Source organism: Gemmatimonadota bacterium, assembly GCA_026387915.1.
In the GTDB taxonomy this organism is placed as follows: domain Bacteria; phylum Gemmatimonadota; class Gemmatimonadetes; order Gemmatimonadales; family Gemmatimonadaceae; genus Fen-1231.
In genome coordinates this window covers 167,552-189,882 of the sequence record JAPLKS010000009.1, presented here as the reverse complement: position 1 = coordinate 189,882, position 22,331 = coordinate 167,552, and the positions used below count along the sequence as shown (strand labels likewise).

Below are 22,331 nucleotides of genomic sequence, written 5' to 3'. Positions count from 1 at the left end.
GCTGTGGAGCTGCGGCGCGCCGGCTCTCGGCGCGCAGTCCGCAAATGTGAGCCGAACCGCTACAGCGTCCGCGATTTCCTCCGCGACTTCGTCCGCTATTCCGACCGCAAGAGCAACAGCAGCGGATTCGCTGCTGAATGCTCGCGGGGCGGCGGATTCGTTGGCGACGGTGCGTGGGGCAGCGGCATTGCTGCGGCGTCCCTTTAATACATGGAACCTCGCCGATACGACGGATCGCCCGTCGAACGCATTGCCATCGATTCGCGCCAGGAGCGGATTTTTGGCACGGCGCGATACGTCGTGGTGGTTGCCGCTGGCATCGTTCGTAGTGCCCGGGAGCGGGCAGCTGTTGCTCGGGCAAAATCGCTTTGTGGCGTACTTTGCCGCCGAAGGCTACGCGCTCTTTGGGTATTTCAACGAACGGGCGGAGATGTTGCGCGAGCGCGATCGCTCGCAGGGGCTGGCACGTGATGTGGCGCGTGCGCTGTTCGAAGGCACGAAGCCCGTGGGCGCGTGGGCGTACTACGAGGAGATGGAGAAGTACGTCGAGAGCGGCGTCTACACGCGCCAGCCGGGTACCGTGCTTCCTGAAATCGACCCCGAGACGTACAACGGGTGGCTCTGGCAACAGATGCGGAACACGTACTGGAAGAATCCGAATGTAGAGCCTGACCATCTGTCGTCGGCGTACGCGAACTCCATTAATGAGTACAATCGTCGATCGATCAAGCCCGAGTTTCGGTGGTCGTGGCGCAACGCGCAGCTTGAGCAAGACATCTATCGGCGTGCAATTCGCAACAAGAACCAGGCGAACCGCGACGCGAATCTCAACCTGCGCTTGATGCTGGCCAACAGCATGCTGTCGATGCTCGACGCGTTTGTGACGCTCCGGGTATCAGGCCGTTTTGGGGCAGTGGGGGAGGAGAGCTATGTCACCGCCACGTTGCCCTGGGCGCCCTTTGGGCGTCCTTCTCCGAGATAGGCTGTCGCAAGTTCAAGCGGGACAGTCGTTTGACACGTTCCTGACGTACCGCGTATCTTGCGACTGACCCCTTCCCCCCAACGCATTGGCGCTAGCGACTGCGGTAATTCTTACGCCGGATGATCAGCCACTCCCCGAAATCGTGCGGAGTTGGCTGGACGCTCGGCGTTTGCAGTCTATTGTCCTGCGGACGGCGGATGAATTGATGTCGATTGCGTTCCGGAGTCGCCCGCGGCTGGTGCTGATTGATGCGCGCGGCGGGCCGATTGAGTCGTTGACCGCCTGCCGGCGCATCAAGTCTGATTCCTTCACGGGAATCGTGCCGGTGGTGGTCACCACGGTCAATGAGGACATTTCGTTTGCCGCGGCGTTTGATGCGGGGGCAGATGAGGTGTTTCGCGAGGGGGTGTCGCCGGCAGAAATGCTGTTGCGTCTCGACGCGTTGCTGCGGCGATCTGATCGCGACACCTTCGTGCATCCCTCCACGCGCCTGCCGGGTGCGATGGAGATTGAGTTGGACATTGCGCGGCGTCTAGAGGCGGATGAGTTCTTTGCCGTCTGCTACGCCGACTTGGATCACTTCAAGGAATACAACGACCGGTACAGCTATTACGACGGCGACCGGGTGATTCGGATTCTCTCGAAGATTCTGCACGATGTTGTAAAAGGCACCTGCGGCGAGGCTGGGTTCGTGGGTCACATTGGCGGCGACGATTTCCTCTTTGTGATGCCGGTGGATGAACTGCAGGAGACGTGCGCCGAGATTATCGGGACGTTCGATGCGCTGGTGCCCTTCCAGTATTCGGAACAGGATCGTCGCGCTGGGTATTATTTTGGTAAGGACCGTCGTGGCCAGCTGCACAAGGTGCCGCTGATGACGGTCTCCGTCGGCGTCGTGACCAACGAGCGGCGGAAGTTCACTCATGCGGCGCAAGTCAGCGAGTTGGCGACAGAAATGAAGAGTTACGCGAAGACGCTGCCCGGGTCGGTCTTTACGATTGATCGACGCAGCGATAACCACGACAACGAACTTCCGACGGTGCATACGTCGGCTGAGCAGCGTGCGGGGGATGGCTTGTGAACGTCACCTGTCCGGATTGTCGTTCTGTCTTTCGGGTTGACCCGGCCAAGGTGCCGATCGGCGGCGTTCGCGCGCGTTGCTCGGTGTGTGGTGGGGTGATTCCGGTGCATGAGCCCGACGCGGCGCTGGCTGGTGCGAGTGGCGCGCTGTCGGGTTCGGACTATTCGCGTGTCGCGGCTCCGGCCGCTCCTGCGGTTTCTGCGATTTCTTCGGCTCCGCCGGCGGCAGTGGGTGGGGGCGCGCGCTCGAGTGCGACCCTTTTGGCCTCGGCCTTCGGTTCGACCGCCGACGAGAGTGAGGCGGCTACTGAGGTGTTTGAGGAGGCCTCGCTTCCCAATCTGACCGCTCCAGCGTCACCGCCGGCACCGTCGTTTGCTCCTCCAGTCGCACGTGCGGCGATGGCCCCGCCTCCTCCGAGTGCGCCGGTCATACCGCCCCGGGCTCCGGTTCCGCCGCCGATGCCGCCGCCGATGCCTGGGGCAGCGACCGGTCCGCGTCCTATTTCGCCTTTGGGGGGCGCCACGCCCCCGAGGCCCATGAGCCCGCCATCGGGGCCGACGGCTTCGCCGCGTCCGACGACGGTACCAGGGATGCCCGCCGCGCCTCGTCCGGCCTTCGCGCCGCCCGCTCGTGGGCCGATGGTGCCCCCGATGGCCCCGCCGATGGCCCCGCCGATGGCCCCGCCGGTGAGGCCGCCAATGATGCCGGCGATGGCGGCTCCGTTGGTGCCCCCGATGACACCGCCGGCCGCACCAGCTGCGCCGTCAGTTGTGCCTTCGGTTCGCGCCTCTGAGGCACCCACGCCGCCGCAGTCGATGGCGCCGGTGCCGCCGGTGCCGCCGGTGCCGCCGGTGCCGCCGGTGCCGCCGGTGCCGCCGGTGACTCCAGTGCCGCCGCGTCCTTCGGGCGCGATCACGGAGGAGGGGACGGGGAAGCGTGTGATCAACCCGTTCCTTGCCAACGACCCGAATCAGCGGGCCAAGCGGCTCGCGAGGGCTCTGGTGAGCGATATGGTGACCTACCTGCCGCAGAAGCGGGAGGAGGGCATTCGGAACGGAACGCTGAAGCAGCTCTTCCGCGAGGAAATCAAGAAGAGCTACGAGGAATATGTGGATCAGGTCGGCAAGGAGTTCGCCGACACGACGACCCACTTTCAGGATGCCTTGAACGACGTGTTGGCGGGCGGGAAAAAGATGTTCTAACCCCGCCGCTGACGCGGGATTGCACTAGAGTCGGGTGCGCCACGCCGTTAGCTTTCTCTGTGTCCGCGAGCCGTTTCTCCGATTGGCGGAGAGCGGCTCGTTTTGCACCTCCTCGACCGACCCCGATGGCTGAATCTGATCGCACGAAATCGCTGAAGCTCGACCAGTCGAGACTCGCGGAGTTACGGAGGTTCCTTTGACCTCGACGGCAAGCGCGACGCGCTGACCCGTCTTGAGGCGGAGATGGCCGATGGCGGCTTCTGGGGGAATCAGGAGCACGCGAAGGAAGTGGTGTCGAAGGTCAAAGCCCTGAAGGTGTGGGTGGACCCATTCGACAAACTCTGGGGCCGTTCGCAAGCAGCGCTCGAGATGGACGCGTTGCTCGATGCGGATCCGGACCCCGATATGATCGCCGAAGTCGAGAGCGAAGTCGTGGCGATTCGGGACGAGGCGGACGCATTCAAACTGAAGTCGCTCCTGCAAGGGGCCGACGACTACCGCGATGCCCAGGTCGAAATTTCTGCCGGTGCCGGTGGCACCGAGGCGCAGGATTGGGCCCAAATGCTGATGCGCATGTACACGCGCTGGGCGGAGCGTCGCGGTATGACGGTGGAAATTCTCGACATGAGCGACGGCGAAGAAGCGGGCATCAAAGGCGCCGTGCTTGAGATCAAGGGGCTGTACGCGTACGGATTTTTGCACCCCGAAGCGGGCGTGCATCGTCTCGTGCGCATCTCACCGTTTGACTCGCAGGCGCGCCGTCACACGAGCTTTGCGTCGATCTTCGTGTATCCGGTGGTGGATAACGAAATCAACATTGAAATTCGCGACGAAGACGTGAAGATGGATGTGTTCCGCGCGTCGGGTGCGGGTGGGCAGCACGTGAATAAAACCAGTTCGGCCGTGCGCTTGACGCATATCCCGTCTGGCATCGTGGTGACCTGCCAGCAGGAGCGGAGCCAGGGTAAGAATCGCGCGACCGCTATGAAGCAGCTCAAGAACCGCCTCTACCAACAAGAAGTGGAAAAGCAGGCGGCCGTCAAAGCAAAGCTCGACGCCAATAAGCAGGACGTGAGTTTTGGTAGTCAGATTCGGAGTTACGTTTTTCAGCCGTACACGATGGTCAACGACCATCGCACGGAACTCAAAATCACCGACGTACAAAAAGTGATGGACGGGGCGATCGATCCGTTCATTGAGGCTTACCTCAAACAGCAGGGTTCGTGATGAGGACCGCGGCGTGACCGACAAGAGCCAAAAAGCCGAGAGCCAGAAAGCCGAGAGCGTCAAAGCCGAGAGCCAAGAAGCCGAGGGTCGAGACGACCTCAACTTCGTGATGCTCGCGCGTCGCGAGAAACTCGACGCGCTGGTGGCGCAGGGTGTGGAGCCGTTCGCCTACGGGTTTGAGCGCACGCACTTTGCGGCCGACGCGGTGGCGCTCCTCCCCGAGGGGAGTGAAGCGGAAGGTCCGGTGGTTCGCGTGGCGGGGCGTGTGGTGGCGTGGCGCGCCCACGGCAAGACGACGTTCGCGCACTTGGGCGATGGGAGTGGCCGCGTGCAGCTCTACTTCCGTAAGGACGGGCTCGGCGACGCAGTGTTTGCCTTGCTCGATCACTACGACCTCGGCGACATCATCGGTGTGAGCGGCCCGCTGTTCCGCACGCGGACTGGGGAAGTGACGGTACGTGTGGAGAGCGTGCAGATGTTGGCGAAGTCGCTCCGTCCGTTGCCGTTTGGCAAGGAAGAAGTGGTGGACGGCAAAACGGTGCGTCACTCGGCGTTTAGCGACGGCGAGATGCGCTCGCGTCAGCGCTATGCCGATCTCGCGGTGCATCCCGAAGTGCGCGCCCTGTTTCGGGCGCGCTCAAAGATGACCACGTCGATTCGCACCTTCCTTGACGGACGCGACTTTCTCGAGGTTGAGACGCCGGTGTTGCAGCCGTTGTACGGCGGGGCAGCGGCCAAGCCGTTTGTCACGCATCACAACGCGCTCGACATGCCATTGTTTTTGCGCATTGCCGACGAGCTGTACCTGAAGCGGCTGAGCGTTGGCGGGTTCGACCGCGTGTATGAGATCGGACACGACTTCCGGAACGAAGGGATTGATCGCACGCACAATCCCGAGTTCACGATGCTCGAGTTCTATCAGGCGTATGCGGACTACACCGACATGATGACGCTCGTCGAAGCGCTGCTCATCTCGGCGGCGGGCGCCGTGCGTGATGCGCTCGCGGGGAGCGATGTGAGCGATGCCATTCCGGCGCGCGACCAAGCGGTGCTGGCTGGTCCGTTCCCGCGCTTGGAGTGGTTGCCGTCGCTCTCGCAGGCGCTCGGAGTGCCGGATGTGACGGCCATGAGCGACGCGGAGCTGCGCAAAGCCGCCGAACGCATTGGCGTGCAGAATGTGGGCGGGTTGTCGCGTCCGAAGGTGATGGATGAGCTCTTTCAGTTCCATGTGGAGAGCAAGATCGATCGCCCGACCTTCGTGATTGACTATCCCAAGGAACTGTCGCCGTTGGCGAAGCCCAAGCGCGGGAATCCTGAACTCACGGAACGGTTTGAGTTGTTTGCGCGTGGCAAGGAGCTGGCGAACGCCTTCAGCGAGCTCAACGATCCGATCGACCAGCGAGCGCGCTTCGAAGCGCAGGCGCGCCTCAAGGCCGCCGGCGACGAAGAAGCCACGAATGTGGATGAGGATTATCTGCGCGCCATGGAATACGGCATGCCCCCAACGGGCGGCGTTGGCATTGGGCTCGACCGGTTGTTTATGTATCTCACGGACACGCAGCACATTCGTGACGCGATTCTCTTTCCGACCATGCGGCCGGAGTAATGCTTTCGCTCGAGCTGGCCATTGCGTGGCGCTATCTGCGCAGCCGGCGCGGCTCGCGGTTGTTGTCGTTTATTAGTGTCATTGCAATTGGCGGTATTGTTGTGGGCGTGAGTGCGTTGGTGGTGATTATTGGCGTGATGAATGGCCTGCAGACGGATTTGCGCGACAAGATTCTCGTGGGGAGCCCCGATGTGCGGGTGCTCACTTTTGGCGACGAACTGCGCGTGCCCGGCTGGCGGAAAGCGCTCGCCACCGTCGCGCAGCAACCGGGTGTCGTGGCGGTCGCCCCGTTTGTGTCCACGCAGGCGTTGGTGCGCGGCGCGAGCAGCTATCAGGAGGGCGCGTCGATCGGAGGCATTGAACCATCCGGCACGCGGTCGCAGGATGTGACGACCATCCGCGAGCACGCCATCATGGGCGACTTTCGATTCGAGACGAAAGACGGCAAGCGCCGCGGCGCGGTGGTGGGGAAACTACTCGCGAATCGCCTGAACGCGTTTCCTGGGACCAAGCTGACGTTGCTCTCGGCGGCCAATCTCCAGCCGAATGCCGTCACCGGCGGCTTTGTGCCGGCGTATTACGAGGTGGAAGTGACGGGCGTGTTCGAGACAGGGATGTATGAGTACGACAATTCATACATCTACCTTGATATGGCGATTGCCCAACAAATAGCCGGACTCGACACCGCGGTGACGGGACTCGAAGTGCGCACTGCTAATCGCGAGGCCGCGACGGCCGTGGGCGACACGATTGCCGCCGTGCTCGGCTTCCCGTACCACACCGTCACCTGGCGAGAACAAAACAGCGCGCTGTTTAGTGCGTTGCGCCTTGAGAAACTGGGGATGAGCGTCATTCTTTCGCTCATCATTATGGTGGCGGCGTTCAACGTCGTGAGTACACTCACGATGGTGGTGCGAGACAAAACGCGCGAGATCGGCATTTTGAAAACGATGGGGCTGCCGTCGCTCTCGGTGCGACGGATATTCCTTGTGCAGGGACTCGTGATTGGCATGGTCGGGACGGGGCTTGGGCTGTTGATCGGCGTGGTGACGAGTGTGGTGATTGATCGGTATCGCCTGATCGCGCTGGACCCGACCATCTACTTCATTGATCACCTTCCAGTGCATTTGCAGCTGTTCGACACGGCGCTGATTGGGATGCTCGGCGTTCTGGTCGCGGGGCTCGCCACGTTGTATCCGGCGGTGCAGGCCTCGCGGCTCTACCCGATTGAGGCGATCCGCAGCGAATGAGCGACGAGATGACGCTCCCGCCCGCACGCGCCGCGAACGATCACGTCGTGGACGCTCCGGCGGTGCCCGTGCTCGAGGCGCGCAACGTATTCAAGACGTTCCACGGCGGCGACGGTGCCGCGGTGCGGGTGCTGGAAGGCGCCAGCATTACCGTGCGTCGTGGCGAGATGGTCGCTATTATCGGCGCGAGCGGTGCGGGTAAGAGCACGTTGCTCCACGTGCTCGGTGCGCTCGAGCGGCCGACGAGCGGTGAGGTGTTGCTCAATGGCGAGCCTGTGGCCGCACTCTCGGACGAAGTGCTCGCGGAGCGGCGGAATCGCGGGGTGGGATTTGTGTTTCAGTTCCATCATCTGCTCAAGGAGTTTTCGGCCCTGGAGAATGTGATGATGCCGCTGCGCATCGCGGGGCGGCCTGATGCGGCGTCGCGGGCGCGTGCGGAGCAGTTACTCGAGCGGGTCGGGTTGTCGCATCGGCGCCATCATCGGCCGTCCGAACTGTCGGGCGGTGAACAGCAGCGCACGGCCGTGGCGCGGGCGCTGGCGATGCAACCGGGGTTGCTCCTCGCCGACGAGCCGTCGGGCAACTTGGACCATATGCACGCCGAGTCGCTGCACGACCTGTTTGCCGAACTGGCTCGGGAGCTCTCGCTCGGGCTGGTGGTGGTCACACATAACCGGGCGCTGGCGGCGCGAGCCGACCGTGTCCTGCTATTGGAAAGCGGTCACCTAGCCGATAATTCAAGCAACCAGGGTGCCGTCTGAATGCTTTGCGATCAATGCAAGGAACGCGATGCCGTGTTGAATCTCACGCAGATCGTGGAGAATGCGGTGACGCAGCTCCACCTGTGTGAGAAGTGTGCGGCTGAACGTGGAATCGAAACGACCGTTACGGCGCCGACGACGCCGCTCGGCGAGTTCCTGCAGGCCGCGCAACAGCAAGCGGCGCAGATGGCGGGAGATGCGGCGCGGTGCTCGTACTGCGGCACGTCACTCCGCGACTTCCGCGCGAGCGGGCGGCTGGGGTGCGCCCAGTGTTATGGCGCGTTCGAGCACAGCCTGCGCGATTTGTTGCGGCGGGTGCATGGCAGTTCGAAACATGTCGGCCGGCAGTACCGCGCGCCGTCGGACGAAGCCGTGGACCGGAATACCACGTTGACGGATCTCCGCACGCAGCTCCAGCATGCGATTCGGCAGGAAGAGTTTGAAACCGCGGCGACCTTGCGCGATCAAATCCGGACGCTCGAATGACGCTCGATCTTTCGCTGTTGCCTGAGGGCGGTATCCCGTGGCTCGCCGCGAGTGGGGAGCATGCGGACATCGTGTTGTCGTCGCGCATCCGGCTGGCGCGCAATGTGGCAGGCTATGCGTTCTCGCCGCGGTCGCGCGACGGCGAGCGGTTGCGCGTGCTGCAGCAGGTGCGCGATGCCGTGCCGAAGGTGAGCAGTCTCGCGCACAGCGTCCTCGTGCGGGTCGATGAACTGACGCTCACGGAACGTCAGGTGTTGCACGAGCGGCACCTGGTGAGCAAGGAGCTGGCCGGGTTGGACGCATCTGGAGAGCCGCGGAGCGGCGCGGCCGTCCTGGTGTCCGACGAAGCCGGGGTGATGGTCAACGAAGAAGACCATCTGCGGTTGCAAGTATTTCGGTCTGGTTTTGACCTCGGCGGCGCCTTTACGGCGGCGCAGCGCTTGGACCGTGAGCTCGGCGAGCAGGTCCCGTATGCGTTTCATGCCGAGTTCGGGTTTTTGACGTCGTGCCCGACGAATACGGGAACCGGAATGCGGGCGTCGGTATTAATCCACTTACCGGGTTTGGTGCTGACGCAGGAGATTGCGAAGGTGCTCCAGGGGCTCCAGCAGATGGGGCTGACGTACCGAGGGTTGTACGGGGAAGGGAGCGAGGTGGTGGGGAATTTCTTCCAGATCTCAAACCAGACGACGCTCGGGCGGGCGGAAGATGAGCTCACCGAGCACCTCTCCCACGTGGTGAAGCGTGTGATCGAGCAGGAGATGGAGGCACGGCGTGTTCTCCTGCGAGATGCTGGTTATATTATAGAGGACAAGCTCTGGCGCGCGTTCGGGACGCTGCGGCATGCCCGCAGTCTGCCGTCGGACGAAGCTATGAACCTGTTGAGTGGGTTACGGTTGGCGGTGGGGCTGCAACTGATGACGGGCCTCAGTGTATACACCCTCAACAAGCTCCTGATTTTGAGCCAGTCGGCGCATTTAGCCCACGAGGCGGGGCGTGCGCTGACGGAAAGCGAGACCAGTCTGGCACGGGCCAAGTACGTGCGAGAGGTGCTCGCCAACGAAGCGGGGTTGGCCGGCTGACGCCGCGCCTATCTCACCGACCGGGGACACGATGAGCGGCTATAACTTCACGGAACGGGTCCGGAAAGTTCTCTCGATGGCGCGCGAAGAAGCGGCGCGTCTTCACCACGAGTATGTCGGCACAGAGCACATTCTGCTCGGCCTCATTCGTGAGGGAGAGGGCGTTGCGGCTGCGGTTCTGCAAAATCTCAACGTCGACCTCGACGACATTCAGCAGAAAATCGAAGAGACCGTGAAGATGGGGAAGGCGGCGCAAGCCACCGGCCCGGATCTTCCGTATACGAGTCGTGCCAAGAAGGTGCTCGAACTCGCGATGGGCGAAGCGCGCGAGTTGAACCATAGCTACGTGGGTACCGAGCACTTGCTGCTCGGGCTGCTGCGCGAAGAGAAGGGGATTGCGGCACAGGTGCTCACGGATGCGGGCGTCAATCTCGACGCCGCGCGTTCCGAGACGTTGCGTCTGCTCGGCACGGCGGAGCCGCCGCAGGGTGGTACGACAGGTGCTGGGAGCACGGCGAGCCCGTCGGCGACGCCGACGCCCGCCAAGGGCGAGAAGAAGTCCAAGACCCCCGCGCTCGATCATTTCTGCCGCGACCTGACGCAACTGGCGACCGAGGGGCAGCTCGATCCGACGATCGGGCGCGCCAAGGAAATTGAGCGCGTGATGGAAGTGCTCACGCGCCGCAAGAAGAACAATCCCGTGTTGATTGGCGAGCCGGGGGTGGGCAAGACCGCGATTGTCGAAGGGCTCGCGCAACTCATCGCGAATGGCGACTGCCCAGACTCCCTGCGCGACAATCGGGTGCTCTCGCTCGACATGGCCGCGGTGATTGCCGGTACGAAGTATCGCGGACAGTTCGAAGAGCGGCTTAAGGCCGTCATGAATGAGATCGCGCAGAACAAGAACGTGGTGCTGTTCATTGACGAACTGCACACGTTGGTTGGCGCGGGCGCGGCCGAAGGGGCCATTGACGCGAGCAACATGCTCAAGCCCGCGCTCGCGCGCGGCGAGCTGCAGTGTGTGGGTGCCTCCACGCTCAACGAATACCGCAAGTACATCGAAAAAGACGGCGCCCTCGAGCGTCGCTTTCAGACGGTGGTCGTCGAGCCGCCGTCGATCGAAGAGACCGTTGAGATTCTCAAGGGGCTGCGCAAGAAGTACGAAGATCACCATCGCGTGACAATTCCCGACGAGACGTTGGCGATCGCGGCCAAGCTCTCGGAGCGCTACATCACCGATCGGTTCCTGCCGGACAAGGCTATCGACGTGATTGACGAGGCTGGCGCTCGCGCTCGCCTTGGCGCGCAGGTGCCGCCGCCGGAAGTCGCGGAACTCAAGGCGAAGCTCGACGCGGTGAACGCTGAAAAGGACGCCGCCGTGCGCGATCAGAACTTTGAACGTGCCGCCGCGTTGCGCGACAACGAACGCGAGCTCCAAGGCGATATCCGTACCCGTCAGGAAGAGTGGGAGAAGCGTCGGCAGTCGTTCCGCCCGGTGCTCGGCGAGGAAGAGATCGCGTTCATCGTCAGCCGGTGGACGGGGATTCCGGTGACGCGCCTGCAGGAAGCGGAAACGGCTCGCCTCCTCAACATGGAAGAGGTCATCCACAAGCAGGTTGTGGCGCAGGAAGATGCGATCAAGGCGATTGCGCGCTCGATTCGGCGGAGCCGTGCGGGGCTCAAGGACCCGTCGCGCCCGATTGGGTCGTTCATTTTCTGTGGCCCGACCGGCGTGGGCAAAACGGAACTGGCCCGCGCGCTGGCCAAATTCCTGTTTGCCGACTCGTCCGCGCTGATTCGCGTGGATATGAGCGAATACATGGAGAAGTTCTCGGTGAGCCGCCTCATTGGCGCCCCCCCGGGCTATGTCGGATACGAAGATTCGGGCGCCCTGACCAAGGCTGTGCGGCGGAAGCCGTATAGCGTGGTGCTGCTCGACGAAATCGAAAAGGCGCATCCGGACGTGTTCAATATCCTCCTGCAGGTGCTCGATGAAGGGCACCTCACGGACAACTACGGGCGCGTGATCGACTTTAAGAACACGGTCGTCATCATGACGTCTAACGTCGGCGCGAAGGACATTACCAAGAACCGCACCCTGGGCTTTGGCGCGGCGGACAAGCGCGGATCGTTCGACAAGATGGCGGAGAAGGTGAAGGAGGAGTTGCAGCACGTATTCAACCCCGAGTTCCTCAACCGCCTCGACGACGTGATTGTGTTCCATCCGCTCAGCGAGGAGCATATCAGCCAGATCGTGTCGATTATGCTGCTCGACGTGCAAAAGCGCCTGAAGGAGGAGGAACTGTCGCTCAAGATGTCGGACGCGGCGGTGGCCTTCCTGGCCAAGCACGGATACGACGAGAGTTATGGTGCCCGGCCGCTGAAGCGGGCCATTCAGAAGTGGATCGAGGACCCCCTCTCAGAGAAGATTTTGCTGGCCGAGTTCCAGCGCGGGGACGAGATCGAGGTGGACGTGGCCCCGGACGGGGAAAAGCTCGAATTCAGGACCCCGGCGAGTTCCCCGAAGGCGTAGGGCACTGGGGGGCCGGAACTTACGGGGCCGGAAGGGGTTACATCCCCTTTCGGCCCTCTTCCGTGTTATATTTTCAAGCTATGCAGAAACTCACGCTGGCTGCCCTCGCCATGGCGATGGTGGTTACACCGCTCGTTGCCCAAGAAGACGTTGTGGGTCGATGTGCCACCCCAGACTCGATTGCCGTGTCTGGGAATAAGCGCATCCCCGCCACGACGATTTTGTTGGACGCCGGGCTGAGCCCCAAGGTGCCGTTGAACGCACCGGCGGTGCAGCGTGCGATCAAGAATCTTTTTGCCGGTGGCCAGTTCGAGGCGAACATCGCCATTTCCTGTGCGGTGACGCCTGGTGCGACTGGAATGGCAGTGTATACGATCCAAGTCAACGAGCGCCCGATCCTCGACTTTGTCGACGTGACGGGCCCGAAGGCCGTGTCGATCGGTGATGTGCGCGGTGTGGTGGATCTCCTCATTGGCCGCGCCATCGATCCTTCGCAGGTTGCGCGCTCCGTGCAGCGCATTGACTCGATTTACCAGGGCGCCGGTTTTACGCTGGTGCGTATCCGGCCCGAGACCACGTTCGTCGCGGACAATCACGCGACGGTGATGTTCAAAGTGGACGAAGGCCGACGCCTCGCGATTTCCGGCATTCAGGTGCACGGCAACTCGGCAGTGCCGGCCAAGACCATCGCCAAGTCGATGAAAACCAAGCCCGAAGGTTTCTTTTTCTGGCAGGGTGGTCGCTTCGATCAGGAAGCCTATGCGCGAGATGTGGGCGACACCATTCCGTCGCTGTATTTCAACAAAGGCTACATCGATTTTCAGCTCCTCAAGGACACCATCATTGTGGACCGCGAGCGCGGAAAGGGGCTCGTCGATCTCACGTTGACGGAAGGCAAGCAGTACAAGGTTGGCTCGTTCGAGGTGACCGGTAGTAAGCGGTTCTCGAGCCAGGAAATTGGCCGGTTTTTCCCGTTCAACAACACGGCGCCCACGCTGCAGGAACGCGTGAAGGCGCTGGTGGCGCGTAAGTCGGCCGTGATGAACGTGTTTGACCAATCGGTGTGGGAAGACGCGACCTCCAAGGTGCGCCAGGCGTACGGCACCGAGGGCTACATCTACGCGCAGGTGCGCCCGATTGTCGACCGTCAGCACTCGGCGACGGGCGACGTGGTCAACCTCCGATGGGACGTGCAAGAAGGTTCGCCGGCGATCGTGAACCGCATCGAAATCATCGGCAACGATTACACGCACGAAAACTGCATTCGCGATCAAATGGTGATTATCCCCGGCGGCGTGTTCAATCAGGACGCGCTCATTCGGAGCTGGCGCAGCATTCAGAATCTCGGATTTTTTGAGACGCTGCCGCCTCCCGAGACGCGCCAAGCCAATGATCAGGGCGACGTGGATGTCATTTTTAAGGTCAAAGAGAAGCGCACCGGTAACGTGAACTTCGGCGCCTCGATGGGGCAGGGCACGGGGCTCGGTGGGTTCATTGGTCTTGATCAGCCCAATCTGTTCGGCAAGTGCAAGCGTGGATCGCTGAACTGGCAGTACGGCCGGTACATCAATGATTTCCAGCTGTCGTACACCGATCCGGCCATCAAGCAGTCGCTGATCTCGGGCACGCTCTCGGCGTATCGCTCGCAGTCGCGCTACACCATTGCGGACCTCGGGCAAACCACGCGGACCGGCGGTTCGTTGCGCTTCGCGTTCCCCTTTATGAAGTCCCGCTACGCCCGCGTTGGCGTGTCGTACGGCGCTGAGGCCATTCGCTATGGCACCGATGGCCTTCTTGGGTCGGTGACGACCAACCAGTGCGCTGGGTGTATTCGCTCGACGGTCGGCGTGGACATTTCGCGCGATACGCGCATTGAAATTCCGTTCCCCACCGACGGCATGCTGCAGAGCTTTAACGCGCAGTTCAACGGCGGCCCGCTCGGCGGCACTGCGTCGTTCCAGCGCTACACCACGGAGTTCAAGACCTACACCACGCTCGCGCGGTTCGGCGGTGACAAACCTGGCACGCAGCCGATCAAGCTGGTGGCGGGCATTTCGCAGCGGGCCGGCTTTGTGTTTGGAAATCCCGGACCGTTCTTCTCGTCGCAGTCGTTCTCGCTTGGCGGCGTGCAGTACGGCGAGCCGTTGCGTGGATATCCCGAGTTCTCGATTACCCCGTACGGATTCAACGGCGGGACGAGTACGACATCCGCGACGCGATTGTCGTTCGGCAACACCTTCTTCTCGGCGAATGCCGAAGTGGGTTTGCGGTTCAGCGAACAGTTCTACGCCAGCTTCTTCTATGACGCCGGCAACCTCTGGCTGCGTCCGCGGGACTTCAATCCCACGCGGCTCTTCCGGGGTGCAGGCATCGGCGCGTCGGTCATCTCGCCCCTGGGTCCGCTGGGACTCGACTGGGCGTATGGCTTCGACCGCGTTGACGCGAGTGGCAAACCCGATCCCAAGTGGCAGTTGCATTTCCGTCTCGGCCAGTTCTTCTACTAAACCGGAGCATCAATGTCTTTGTTCGTCCGGGCGCTCGGCGCCGTCTCGTTACTTACCCTTGTTGCTGCGCCGTTGGCCGCTCAGAGCGCCGCGCCCAAGTTCGCCTACGTGAACAGTTCGCAGATCATGGCGACCGCTCCTGGGCGTGCGCCGATTGATTCGCAGCTGCAGAAAGAAGTCACGGTGCTGCAGGACTCGGTCAAGAAGATGAACGATGAGCTCATGGCCAAGTACGCCGCGTTCCAGAAGTCGGGGCCGACGCTGACCGACAAGCAGAAGGAAGTGAAGGTCAAGGAACTGCAGGACGGCCAGGCCGCGATGCAGACCAAGCAGCAGGAGTTTGAGGAGCGCATGCAGCGCCGTCAGTCGGAGCTCGTGCAGCCGCTGCTCGACCAGATCAAGCTCGTGCTCGAAGATCTGCGCGTGGAGGGTGGCTACACGTTCATCTTTGACGTGGCGTCGGGTGGAGCCGGTATTGTGGCCGCGGACAAGAACCTCGACATCTCCGATCGGGTGAGCGCCAAGTTGCGCACGCTGCCGATTCCGACGATGGCGAAGGGAGACGGTAGCAAGCCGGCCGACAAGAAGCCGACCGTTGGCGCTCCGATGTCTGCGCCGACGGGCGTGAAGCCGCCGGCCGCTGGCGCGCCGCCGAAGAAGCCGGCCGGCGAGTAAGCCGCCCGGATCGCTCCGGTCTCGACGCGGTCCCCCACCGTATGACCACCGGGTCACCTCCTGTGCTGACCGCCGCGGCAATCGCCGAGGCGGTCAGTGGCACGTTGGTGGGTGACGCGCGGGCGGAAATTCATGCGGTGGCATCGCTGGACCGTGCGACCTCGAACGACCTGAGTTTCTTTGCGGCGGCCAAGTATGCGCCGTCGTTTGCGGCGTCGAATGCCGGGGTGGTGCTGGTATCGCCCGAACTCGCGGAACTCCCCGGGCAGTGTGCGGCGCGCGTGATCGTGGCCAATCCGCATGAGGCGATGCTTGCCATGTTGCCACGTCTGTATGCCGTGGCGGAGCATGCGCCGGGCGTGCATGCCACGGCGGTGATTTCGCCGTCGGCACGGTTGGGGACGGATGTGCGTGTGGACGCCTATGCCGTGATTGGGGACGATGTCGTGCTCGGCGACCGCGCGTGGATTGGGTCGCTCGTGGTGGTGGGGAACGGCGCTCGCATCGGTGCAGACACCCATCTGTATCCGCACGTGACGGTCTACGACCGCACGATCATTGGCGACCGCTCGGCCATTCACAGCGGCACGCGACTCGGCAGCGACGGGTTCGGCTATGTGTATCGCGAAGGCGTGCACCAGAAAATTCCGCACGTCGGCCGCTGCGTGATTGGGAATGACGTCGAGATTGGGGCGAACTGTTCGATCGATCGCGGCAGCATCGACGACACGGTCATTGGCGACGGGACGAAGTTCGATAATCTGGTGCACATTGCGCATAACGTCCGGATTGGACGTTTGTGTTTGATCATGGGGCAGGTGGGCGTGGCGGGAAGCACGCATATTGGGGACGGCGTCATCTTTGCTGGTCAGTCTGGTGTCGGCGGGCATTTGAAGGTTGGGTCGGGCGCGCGCCTTGCGGCGCAAGCTGGCGCGATTCGTGATGTGCCGGCCGGTGAGACGCTCAGCGGATTCCCGGCGCGTCCGCATCGCGAGTTCCTGCGAGCGCAGGCCGCACTGGGGCGACTCGCGGCGATGATCAAGCCGCTGGAACGCCTCCTCGGCAAGGAGCGCGAGTGACCGCGCGTCGGACGATCCGGCACGCCGTGACGCTCGAGGGCGTCGGTCTGCATTTAGGGCGTCCCTGTCGCTTGACCTTCGTGCCAGCAGAGACGGGGCGTGGCATTGTGTTTCGTCGCACCGATCTCGCTGGTGCACCGGAAACTCCCGCGCACGTGTCGCGCGCCATTCTGAGTGAGCGGCGCACGCAGCTCGGTGAGGGCGATGAGGGGCTCCACACGGTGGAGCACGCGTTGGCGGCGGTGGCTGGGTTGGGCATCGACGATATCATCATCGAAATGGATGCCGCCGAACCGCCGATTCTCGACGGCAGCGCGCTGCCATTTTTTGAGGCGCTCACGCGCGCTGAGATCGTAGAGCATGGTGGCACGGTGGAGGTCCTGCGGCTGCGCGAAACGATTCGCGTGGTGGATGGCGACTCCGTGTACGTGGCGCATCCTGCCGAGCAACTGGAACTCGACGTCAGTATCGAATTTCCCCATGCCCTTGTTGGCGCTCAGCGCGGACGGTGGGTGGTTACCGCGGATTCGTTCGCGAACGAATTGGCGGCGGCCCGTACCTTCGGCTTTATGCGTGAAGTTGAGATGCTACGCTCGCGCGGGCTGATTCAAGGTGCGTCCACGGACAATGCCGTGGTGCTCGACGACCACGGCGTGGTGGGCACGTCGTTACGCTGGCCGGACGAGTTTGTGCGTCACAAAGCACTCGACTGTGTGGGCGACCTCGCGCTGGCCGGCAAGCGGGTGCTGGCGCGCATTGTTGCGACCAAACCCAGTCATCGCGGTACTGTTACCCTTGTGCGCGAGCTCCTCGCGCACGCTCAACGGGAGGCGCAGGTGATCGGCATTGAAGAAATCATGAAGATCCTGCCCCATCGCTATCCGTTTTTGCTGGTCGACCGGATTCTCGAGGTCGAAGCGAACAAGCGGATCGTGGGGATCAAAAATGTCACCATCAATGAGCCGTTCTTTCAGGGGCACTTTCCTGGCCATCCCATTATGCCAGGCGTGCTGATTGTGGAAGCGATGGCGCAGGTCGGCGGGATGTTGCTGATGGGCACCGTTGAAGATCCCGACAGCAAGGTGGTGTACTTTATGTCGCTCGACAATGTGCGGTTCCGCCGTCCTGTGCGTCCTGGCGATCAGCTTCGGTTCGAGGTGGAGATGGTGCAATCGCGCGGGAAGGTCTGCCGGATTGCCGGGGTGGCGAAAGTAGATGGCGTCGTCGTCTGCGAGGCCGAAATGGCCGCCATGGTGCGCGACAAGTGAGCGCGAACATTCATCCGACGGCGCTCGTGGATGCGAGCGCGACGATCGCGGACGATGCCGTGGTTGGCCCGTGGGTTATTGTGGGCCCGAACTGCACCGTAGGCAGCGGCAGCGTGCTGCAGCCGCACTCCGTGCTTGAAGAGAACGTCACGATCGGCCAGCACGTGACTGTGGGAATCGGCACCGTGCTCGGCGGCAAGCCGCAGGATCTCAAGTGGCAGGGCGAGGAAACGTTTGTTGAGATCGGCAATCACACGACGATCCGCGAATATTCGACCATCAACCGGGCCACGTCGCAGTCGTGGAAGACCACGGTGGGCGAGCATTGCTACATCATGTCGTATGTGCATCTCGCGCACGACTGTCACGTGGGGAATCACGTGATCATGTCCAACGGTACGCAGTTGGCCGGACACGTGACCATTGACGATTGGGCGATCATTTCTGGATTGTGCGCGATTCACCAGTTTGCCAAAGTTGGACGCCATTCTTTCATTGGTGGTTGTTCACGCGTCGCGAAGGATGTGCCGCCGTTCGTGAAGGCCGTGGGCAATCCGATCAAACTGTATGGCTTGAACAGCGTCGGGCTGCAACGTCGCGGGTTCAGCGACGAGACGGTGTCCGAACTCAAAAAGGCCTATCGGATGTTTTTCCGGTCTGACCTCAATGTGAGTCAGGCGCTGGAGCAGGCGCGCCAGGAACTCAAGCCGTCTCCCGAAGTGCAGGACCTCATCAGCTTTATTGAGACGAGCGGCCGAGGCACCACGGTATGACCAAGACCTTCGCCGTGGGCGTGGCCGGCACGGGAAGCCTGGGGTTTCATCACGCGCGTATCCTGCGGGACGTGCCCGGTATGGTGATGAAGGGCTTTTACGATGCGAACGCCGAGCGAGCGGCGAAGGTGGCAGAGGAACTCGGACTCACGGCGTACCCAACGCTCGACGCGATGCTCGCGGAGGTTGACGCGGTTTCCGTGGTCGTCCCGACGCCGGCGCATCATGCGGTGGCGAAAGCGGCGATCTTGGCCGGCAAGCACGTGCTGATTGAGAAGCCGATCACGACCACGCTCGAGCAGGCGGACGAACTCGTGGCGCTCGCCAAGCAGCATGGAGTGCTGGTGCAGATCGGGCACATTGAGCGGTTCAACCGCGCGATCCGCGCCGCGTTGCCGTACGTCGATCAGCCGATGTTTCTCGACAGTGATCGTTTGGCGCCGTTTAGCCCGCGCGGATCGGACGTGGCGGTGGTGCTCGATCTGATGATTCACGACATCGATCTGCTCCTGACGCTGACCGGTGCGAAGGTGAAGGACATGTCGGCCACGGGAATTCCCGTACTGACGCCCTTCCCGGACATTGCGAACGCGCGCCTCACGTTTGAGAACGGGGCCGTGGCGACGATTACGGCGAGTCGCGTGTCGAAGGATCGCATGCGCAAGCTGCGCATCTTCCAGCGGAACGGCTATCTCTCGTTGGATCTTGGCGCTGGGACCGGTGAGTTGTATCGGTTGCGGTCGGATGTGGATTTGGTTGAGCTCGCGCGCACCGCGCAGCCGTTGGAAGCGTTTGTCGAGCGGGTGCCCCTTGAAGCGCCAGAGGGCGAGCCCCTTCGACTCGAGCTGGAGAGCTTCGCGGCGGCACTGCGCGGCGAGGCGCCGGTAGCGGTGACGGGCGAGGCCGGGCGCGAAGCGTTGGCCGTGGCGCTGCGCATCATGCGCGACATCGAACTGTCGCTCCCTGCCGCCGCCGCGTTGCGTGCGGGCGGACCCGCCCGTGCGTGAAATCCTGATTCTCGCGGGGGAAGCGTCGGGCGACCTGCACGGCGCGAAGCTCGCGGAACAGTTGCGCGTATTGCGGCCAGAGCTGACGCTCACCGGCACCGGTGGCACGCGCATGGCCGCGGCCGGTGTGGAACTGCTCGAGCAGGTAGAGGGGGTGGTGGGCTTTGTGGAGGTGCTCCGGCACATTCCCGCTCATTATCGGTTGCTCCAGAGGATAAAAGAGCGCCTCCGAGCGGGTCATGTTGCGCTCGTGATTCTGATTGATTATCCGGGCTTCAACATGCGTGTCGCGGCGGCGGCGCGTGACGCGGGCGTTCCTGTGCTGTATTACATCACGCCGCAGGTGTGGGCGTGGCGCGAGGGGCGACTCGCCACGATGGCGCGCGTGATCACCAAGGCCGCCGTCATCTTGCCGTTTGAGGAGGCGTTGCTCCGTCGCCACGGTGTGGATGCGACGTTTGTGGGACATCCGCTATTAGACCGCAGCGGGAATCTTCCGGATCGTGCGGCCGCGCGAGCGAAGCTTGGTCTCTCGCCTGAGGGTGAACTGCTGGCGCTGTTCCCAGGAAGCCGTCCGCAGGAGATTCTTCGACATCTCGACGATTTTCTCTCGGTGGCGCGCGCACTTGAGGCGCTGCGGCCTGGGTTGAAGGTGGTGGTGAGTGTCGCGCCGACCATCACCCTCGATGCGTCGCGCATTCCGTACCCGATGGTGGCGTCGGCGTCGTTTGATGTACTCCGCGCTGCCGATGTGGCGCTGTGCAAGAGTGGGACGACGACACTCGAGGCCGCCGTGGCTGGCTGTCCGTGTGCGATTGTGTACCGCACGAGCGCGGTGAGTTACGCGATTGCCAAACGTCTGGTGAAGATCAAACACATCGGCCTGCTCAATATTGTCGCCGGCAGAGAAGTGGCGCCGGAGTTTGTGCAGGATGCCTTTGAGCCGTCGCGTGTGGCCGCCGCATTGTCACCGTTGTTTGAGGCGGCGTCGCCGGAGCGAGTCGCCATGCTCGCGGGCCTCGATGCGGTGCGCGCGTCATTGGGCGCTCCCGGCGCATCGGCGCGTGTGGCGCAGATGGCGGCGGAGATGGTGCCGTGAGCGCGAACGCAGAAGACGGAACCCTCGGTGCGGGGCGGCCACGTGCGAAAGCTCCCAACCCGAAGTTTGGTTGGAAGGTGAGCATTGGCGTGCCGCTTGGGATTGTGTTTCTGCGGTTGTTGTCGCTCACCTGGCGCGTGCGCGCGCGTGGTGACGCGCCGTGGAAGGCGCGGTTCGCCGCCAAGAAGCCATTCGTGTTTGTGCTCTGGCACGGACAACTCTTGCCGTTGGCGCACGTGCTCCGCCGTACCGGTATTTCGGTGCTCATTAGCGAACATCGCGACGGGGAAGTGATTGCGCGCATTTTGCGCTCGATGGGATACGCCTCGGTGCGTGGCTCCACCACGCGTGGTGGCGGACGGGCGCTGTTGGGGCTGATCAGTGAGTTGAAGGAGGGGCGTACCGTTGTATTGACGCCCGATGGCCCGCGTGGCCCTGCCGGTGTGTTTCAGGCGGGTGCACTCGTGGCCGCACAGCGGGCTGGCGTTCCGGTGGTCACGATGGCGGTGCAGGTGGACCGCGCCTGGCGGCTGAACAGTTGGGACCGGTTCATTGTCCCCAAGCCCTTTGCGCGGTTGTCTGTGGCGTTCGGCGAACCCACCGAGGTGTTCGGTGATTCTGCCCGTGCGGCCGCCGAAGAAACCGAGCGGTTTGCAGCGCTGCTCCGCACGACTGAGGATCAGGCGCGTGCTTGAAGCGGTGGCCGATCACATCTGGAGTTCCGGTGCAGTGCCGGCGCGGCTCGCGCGTGCGGTGCTGACGCCCGTTGGATGGCTCTTTGGGGGCGTGGTCGCGCTCCGCAACCTCGCGTTCGACAAACAGTGGCTCCGCAGCTACCCCGTGGCGCTTCCGACCATCTCAATTGGTAACCTCACGGTCGGGGGCACTGGGAAGACGCCGGTCTCGGCGTGGGTGGTGGCCGAGTTGCGCTCGCGTGGCGCCAAGCCCGCGATTGTGATGCGCGGGTACGGTGGCGACGAGCCCTTGGTCCACGAGCGGCTGAATGGTGGAGTGCCCGTGGTCGTGAGTCCAGATCGTGTGGCGGGGGTCAATCAAGCGGCGAAGGGCGGGGCGACGGTGGCGGTACTGGACGACGCGTTTCAGCATCGCCGGGCGCAGCGCGAGGCCGACATCGTGCTGCTGTCCGCCGATCGGTTCGGGCCGGTACGGCCGTTGCCAGCGGGCCCGTGGCGCGAGCCGTTGACCGCGCTGAGCCGAGCGCAGTATGTGGTGGTCACGCGGAAAAGCGCCTCGCGGCTTCGTGCCAAGGAGCTCTTGGCGCACGCCTTACGATTTGCGCCCAAGGCGGCGGGAGCCATCGTCTATCTGGCACCCGATGCCCTGGTCGCGGCCGACGGGAGCCAGCGGGCCCCGGTGGAGAGCATTCGGAATACCAGCGTCGTCGCGGTGTCGGCCATTGGCGACCCACGGGCGTTTGAATCGCAATTACGGACCGCAGGGGCGCTCGTAACCAGTTTGTCGTATGCGGACCATCATCGTTTTACGGCTGAGGATGTCGTCGCCATCCTCAGCCGGGCTGAGGGGGCGACGAGGGTAATTTGCACGCTGAAAGACGCCGTGAAAATTGGCCGAATCTGGCCTCGCCACGCGCCGTCCCTGTGGTATCTTTCTCAGCGTGTCGTCGTGGAGGCCGGGGGTGAGGCGTTCGACGCACTGTTTTCCCGGTTTGCCTCCCGATGATGCGCGCAGGCACGA

20 protein-coding genes are annotated in these 22,331 nt (G+C 63.0%); 19 read left to right on the top strand and 1 reads right to left on the bottom strand.

Annotated features, from left to right (window positions below; translation table 11 throughout):
* The first annotated feature begins 280 nt into the window (after positions 1-280).
* Positions 281-982, top strand: a complete 702-nt coding sequence (locus tag NTZ43_05030) for a hypothetical protein (GenBank protein ID MCX5766576.1) — start codon at positions 281-283, stop codon at positions 980-982.
* 85 nt (positions 983-1,067) lie between these two features.
* Positions 1,068-2,063: a diguanylate cyclase gene (locus tag NTZ43_05025; protein ID MCX5766575.1), complete on the top strand. Its 996-nt coding sequence runs from the start codon at positions 1,068-1,070 to the stop codon at positions 2,061-2,063.
* Positions 2,064-2,223: 160 nt separating this feature from the next.
* On the opposite strand, the gene NTZ43_05020 is transcribed toward NTZ43_05025, so the two are convergent.
* Positions 2,224-2,979, bottom strand: a complete 756-nt coding sequence (locus NTZ43_05020) for a hypothetical protein (protein MCX5766574.1) — start codon at positions 2,977-2,979, stop codon at positions 2,224-2,226.
* Between the two features lie 22 nt (positions 2,980-3,001).
* On the opposite strand from NTZ43_05020, the gene NTZ43_05015 reads away from it, so the two are divergent.
* The 17 genes from NTZ43_05015 to lpxK all read left to right on the top strand — a co-directional run bounded on the left by NTZ43_05015 (position 3,002) and on the right by lpxK (position 22,316).
* Positions 3,002-3,265 (top strand): hypothetical protein, encoded by a 264-nt coding sequence (locus NTZ43_05015; GenBank protein ID MCX5766573.1) that lies wholly within the window; start codon positions 3,002-3,004, stop codon positions 3,263-3,265.
* 125 nt (positions 3,266-3,390) lie between these two features.
* A protein-coding gene (gene prfB / locus NTZ43_05010) for a peptide chain release factor 2 (GenBank protein MCX5766572.1) occupies positions 3,391-4,492 on the top strand; the annotation gives its coding sequence in 2 pieces (ribosomal slippage) (positions 3,391-3,456 and positions 3,458-4,492; 1,101 coding nt in all).
* Between the two features lie 109 nt (positions 4,493-4,601).
* Positions 4,602-6,098, top strand: a complete 1,497-nt coding sequence (gene lysS, locus NTZ43_05005; GenBank protein ID MCX5766571.1) for a lysine--tRNA ligase — start codon at positions 4,602-4,604, stop codon at positions 6,096-6,098.
* Entirely contained in the window at positions 6,098-7,348 is a 1,251-nt protein-coding gene (locus NTZ43_05000; GenBank protein ID MCX5766570.1) for an ABC transporter permease, read from the top strand. Before lysS ends, NTZ43_05000 begins: the two co-directional genes overlap by 1 nt.
* An 8-nt stretch (positions 7,349-7,356) precedes the next feature.
* Positions 7,357-8,109, top strand: coding sequence for an ABC transporter ATP-binding protein (locus NTZ43_04995; GenBank protein MCX5766569.1), 753 nt, complete (start codon positions 7,357-7,359; stop codon positions 8,107-8,109).
* Complete coding sequence (locus NTZ43_04990; protein ID MCX5766568.1) at positions 8,110-8,595, top strand: UvrB/UvrC motif-containing protein; 486 nt, start codon at positions 8,110-8,112, stop codon at positions 8,593-8,595.
* Positions 8,592-9,677 (top strand): protein arginine kinase, encoded by a 1,086-nt coding sequence (locus NTZ43_04985; GenBank protein ID MCX5766567.1) that lies wholly within the window; start codon positions 8,592-8,594, stop codon positions 9,675-9,677. Before NTZ43_04990 ends, NTZ43_04985 begins: the two co-directional genes overlap by 4 nt.
* A gap of 31 nt (positions 9,678-9,708) precedes the next feature.
* Positions 9,709-12,210: an ATP-dependent Clp protease ATP-binding subunit gene (locus NTZ43_04980; GenBank protein ID MCX5766566.1), complete on the top strand. Its 2,502-nt coding sequence runs from the start codon at positions 9,709-9,711 to the stop codon at positions 12,208-12,210.
* Positions 12,211-12,290: 80 nt separating this feature from the next.
* Complete coding sequence (bamA, locus tag NTZ43_04975; GenBank protein ID MCX5766565.1) at positions 12,291-14,714, top strand: outer membrane protein assembly factor BamA; 2,424 nt, start codon at positions 12,291-12,293, stop codon at positions 14,712-14,714.
* Between the two features lie 12 nt (positions 14,715-14,726).
* Positions 14,727-15,389, top strand: a complete 663-nt coding sequence (locus NTZ43_04970; protein MCX5766564.1) for an OmpH family outer membrane protein — start codon at positions 14,727-14,729, stop codon at positions 15,387-15,389.
* Between the two features lie 41 nt (positions 15,390-15,430).
* Positions 15,431-16,468: a UDP-3-O-(3-hydroxymyristoyl)glucosamine N-acyltransferase gene (lpxD, locus tag NTZ43_04965; GenBank protein ID MCX5766563.1), complete on the top strand. Its 1,038-nt coding sequence runs from the start codon at positions 15,431-15,433 to the stop codon at positions 16,466-16,468.
* Positions 16,465-17,736, top strand: a complete 1,272-nt coding sequence (locus NTZ43_04960; GenBank protein ID MCX5766562.1) for a bifunctional UDP-3-O-[3-hydroxymyristoyl] N-acetylglucosamine deacetylase/3-hydroxyacyl-ACP dehydratase — start codon at positions 16,465-16,467, stop codon at positions 17,734-17,736. The genes lpxD and NTZ43_04960 overlap by 4 nt, the downstream gene beginning before the upstream one ends.
* On the top strand, positions 17,733-18,509 hold the full coding sequence (lpxA, locus tag NTZ43_04955) for an acyl-ACP--UDP-N-acetylglucosamine O-acyltransferase (GenBank protein ID MCX5766561.1): 777 nt from the start codon (positions 17,733-17,735) through the stop codon (positions 18,507-18,509). The genes NTZ43_04960 and lpxA overlap by 4 nt, the downstream gene beginning before the upstream one ends.
* The gene (locus NTZ43_04950) at positions 18,506-19,516 is read left to right on the top strand and encodes a Gfo/Idh/MocA family oxidoreductase (protein MCX5766560.1); all 1,011 of its coding nucleotides are present in this window, start codon (positions 18,506-18,508) and stop codon (positions 19,514-19,516) included. The genes lpxA and NTZ43_04950 overlap by 4 nt, the downstream gene beginning before the upstream one ends.
* The gene (gene lpxB, locus NTZ43_04945) at positions 19,509-20,615 is read left to right on the top strand and encodes a lipid-A-disaccharide synthase (GenBank protein ID MCX5766559.1); all 1,107 of its coding nucleotides are present in this window, start codon (positions 19,509-19,511) and stop codon (positions 20,613-20,615) included. The genes NTZ43_04950 and lpxB overlap by 8 nt, the downstream gene beginning before the upstream one ends.
* The gene (locus NTZ43_04940) at positions 20,612-21,310 is read left to right on the top strand and encodes a lysophospholipid acyltransferase family protein (GenBank protein ID MCX5766558.1); all 699 of its coding nucleotides are present in this window, start codon (positions 20,612-20,614) and stop codon (positions 21,308-21,310) included. Before lpxB ends, NTZ43_04940 begins: the two co-directional genes overlap by 4 nt.
* The gene (gene lpxK, locus NTZ43_04935) at positions 21,303-22,316 is read left to right on the top strand and encodes a tetraacyldisaccharide 4'-kinase (protein ID MCX5766557.1); all 1,014 of its coding nucleotides are present in this window, start codon (positions 21,303-21,305) and stop codon (positions 22,314-22,316) included. Before NTZ43_04940 ends, lpxK begins: the two co-directional genes overlap by 8 nt.
* Positions 22,317-22,331 lie beyond the last annotated feature (15 nt).